The following is a 2851-nucleotide window of genomic DNA, read 5'->3' as shown; positions in this document are numbered from 1 at the left end:
AGCCGGGTTCCGATCCCCGGCTCGGGGGTGGGCTTCCGACTTCCGGCCCCTGGTGCGGCGTTGGCCACCGGGGTGGCTGCGCCCTGGGCCGGGTGGGGTTCCGAACCCCAGCCCCGGTGGGGCGTTGCCCCCGGGCCCCGGTGGGGCCACGTCCCTGGTCGCCGCGCCGGGCGCGGTTTCCTCGGTCCCGCGGCCGCGGTTATGCGGGCAGTTCGACGACGCCCAGTTGACGGAGCATGCCCAGCGTGTCCCAGTGCCACCAGCCCTCGGCGATCCTGCCGTCGCGGAAGGCGAAGGTGGTGGTGCCGGTGATGTTCACCTCTTTGCCGGTGGGGGGCATGCCGCGCAGTTCGCCGGTGTTCGTGCCGTGCCAGGACCAGCGGGTGGTGACGCGGTCGCCCTCGGCGATCTGGTCCTCGAGGGTGAACTCGAAGTCCGGAAAGGCGCGGCGGTAGCCGAGGGTCTGTTCGCGCAGGGCGTCCGGGCCGATGGTGTCCTGCTCGCTGCCGATGTCGTGGTCGCGGTAGCCGTCGGCGAACAGCTCTCGGTAGGGGCCGGGGTCCTCCCGGCCACAGATCTCCAGGAAGAAGCGGCGGACCGCGGCCTTGTTGAGCTGCTCGTCACGGACCACGTCCAGGTCCGTGAAGGTGGGCGTCTCCTCGCAGAGCGCGACCATCTCCTCGAAGATCCGGTTGGTCTCCGGGAGTCGGGAGTTCTTCATCGCCTCCTCGTACGAGGGGAATTCGACGATCTCCACATAGTGCCCGGACCTGGCGCGGTCCTTGCCGATCATGGAGTGGGTCGCGGTTCGCTTGCCCTGCGTCGCCTCGACCCACGTGTCCATGAGCCGGTCCATGTCGTCGTACCTGGTGGTCTTGCAGTCGATGAGCTGGACGAATGTCATGGCGCCTCCTCGCGTCCATGCGTCGTACTCTTTCGTCCAGGTTAGGTCGGATTGTCGGGTCTGGCGCTCGGGCCCTTGGGGTCGTAGCGGCGGCCCGCCTTCGAGGAGAGGGCGCCGAGGAGGTTGGCGGGGGTGTGGCGGGCCACCGCCACGGCGACCTTGTACCGGGGGTCGGGCACGCTGACGGTCCTGCCGCGCGCGAGGTCGCGGAGGGCCGCCGAGACCACCTTGTCGGCATCCAGCCAGGCCCAGGAGGGTACGTTGCCCGCGTTCATGCCCGCCCGCTCGTGGAACTCGGTCCGTACGAACCCGGGGCACAGGGCGAGAAAACGGATTCCGGAGCCCGCCAGGTCGTGCGCCGCGCTCTCGGTGAACCGCACCACCCACGCCTTGCTCGCCGAGTACGTTCCCCGCGGCATGAACGCCGCGACCGACGCCACGTTGATCACGGACCCGCGTCCCCGCTCCCGCATCCCCTCCGCCGCGGCGGCGGTGAGCCGCAGCACCGCTTCGCAGTGCAGCCTCAGCATCCGCAGCTCGTCGGCGAGCGGCGCGTCCAGGAAGGTGCCCCGGTTCCCGAACCCCGCGTTGTTGACCAGCACGTCCACCGGTTTCCCGGCGTCGCGCAGCCGCGCCTCGACCGTCGCGATGCCGTCCTCCCGGGCGAGGTCCGCGGGCAGGACCTCCACCCCGACTCCGTACCGCTCCCGCAGGTCCGCCGCGGAGGCCGCCAGCCGCTTCTCGTCCCGGGCGACCAGCACCAGGTCGTGCCCTCCCCCATGGCCTCCGGCACGGGAGGTACCCCCGGAGGCCAGCCGTCGCGCGAATGCCGCCCCGATCCCGGCGGTGGCCCCTGTCACCAGTGCAGTCGTCATAGAGGCACCCTAGGACCCCCACGGGCGCCCCGGGGCCCGAGACGCTGGGGTCCCGGACCCCGTCGGCTCAGGCCGTACCCCGGTCGAGCCGTCGCCGGACCGCCTCCCGGTCGGCGGCCGGCAGCCCCTCGGCGTCCCTCAGCAGCGGCAGCAGCTCCGGTTCCGTGGTGAACGCCCTGAAGGAGACCGCGACCGTCACCTCGTGCGCCGGCCGCCCGACCACCGTGATCGGATCGCCGGCGGTGATCTCCCCGGGTTCGACCACCCGCAGATACGGCCCCGGCAGCGCGGCCCGCGTGAAGCGCCGCATCCAGCCGTGCTCGTCCAGCCACCCGGCGAACGTCGCGCACGGGATGCGCGGGCAGGACACCTCCAGGACCACGGTCGCCCCGATCCGCCAACGCTCCCCGATCAGTGCCGCGTTGACGTCGATCCCGGCCGTGGTCAGGTTCTCCCCGAAGGACCCGTTGCCGAGGGTGCGGCCGAGCTCCGCCTCCCAGTGGTCGAGGTCTTCGCGGGCGTAGGCGTACACCGCCTGGTCGTCGCCGCCGTGGTGCTTGACGTCGTACACCCGGTCCCCGGCCAGCCCGACCGCGCCGGTGCCCTTCGGGCCGGGCGCCGCCACCGCGACCGGTCCCGTGACCGGCCGCTTGTCGATGCCGGTGGCCGGCAGCCGCTTCCACGGGTTGGGGCGCGGACGGCCCACGTTGACGCTGAGTACGTTCATGGCCGGGGTCTCCTCGCGGTCCGTACGGGGTGTGCGTGCGGGGGTCAGGCGCGCTTGAGGTAGGGCGTGGTCACGCTCAGCGCGGTGAAGCCGAGCCGTTCCAGGACGGGGCGGCTCTGGTCGGAGGCGTCGACCTGCAGGTATCGGTAGCCGCGCGCCGCGGCGATACGGGCGCGGTGGGCGACGAGCGCACGGTAGATCCCGCGGCCGCGCCAGGGCGGGGCGGTGCCGCCGCCCCACAGGCTCGCGAAGTCCGTCCCCGGGTGGAACTCCATGCGGGCCGCCGAGACGGGGAGGTCGCCGGCGAGGGCCACGACCATGCTCAGGGTGTCGTCACCGCGCGCG

The 2851-nt window shown here is 72.7% G+C and carries 4 protein-coding genes; all 4 read right to left on the bottom strand.

Annotation, left to right across the window (positions count from 1 at the left end):
• Window positions 1-199 precede the first annotated feature (199 nt).
• The gene (locus VIW71_RS24440; protein WP_331624761.1) at window positions 200-904 is read right to left on the bottom strand and encodes an ester cyclase; all 705 of its coding nucleotides are present in this window, start codon (window positions 902-904) and stop codon (window positions 200-202) included.
• Between the two features lie 41 nt (window positions 905-945).
• A complete protein-coding gene (locus VIW71_RS24435) occupies window positions 946-1779 on the bottom strand; it encodes an SDR family NAD(P)-dependent oxidoreductase (protein ID WP_331624759.1) in 834 nt (277 codons plus the stop codon).
• 67 nt (window positions 1780-1846) lie between these two features.
• Window positions 1847-2506, bottom strand: a complete 660-nt coding sequence (locus VIW71_RS24430) for an MOSC domain-containing protein (RefSeq protein WP_331624758.1) — start codon at window positions 2504-2506, stop codon at window positions 1847-1849.
• A gap of 44 nt (window positions 2507-2550) precedes the next feature.
• The coding region (locus tag VIW71_RS24425; RefSeq protein WP_331624757.1) for a GNAT family N-acetyltransferase at window positions 2551-2851 on the bottom strand (301 nt) is incomplete at its 5' end.

It is taken from the genome of Streptomyces sp. (assembly GCF_036524955.1).
Classification (GTDB): domain Bacteria; phylum Actinomycetota; class Actinomycetes; order Streptomycetales; family Streptomycetaceae; genus Actinacidiphila.
Note: the sequence above shows the minus strand (reverse complement) of the source record. Positions and strands in the feature narration are given on the sequence as shown.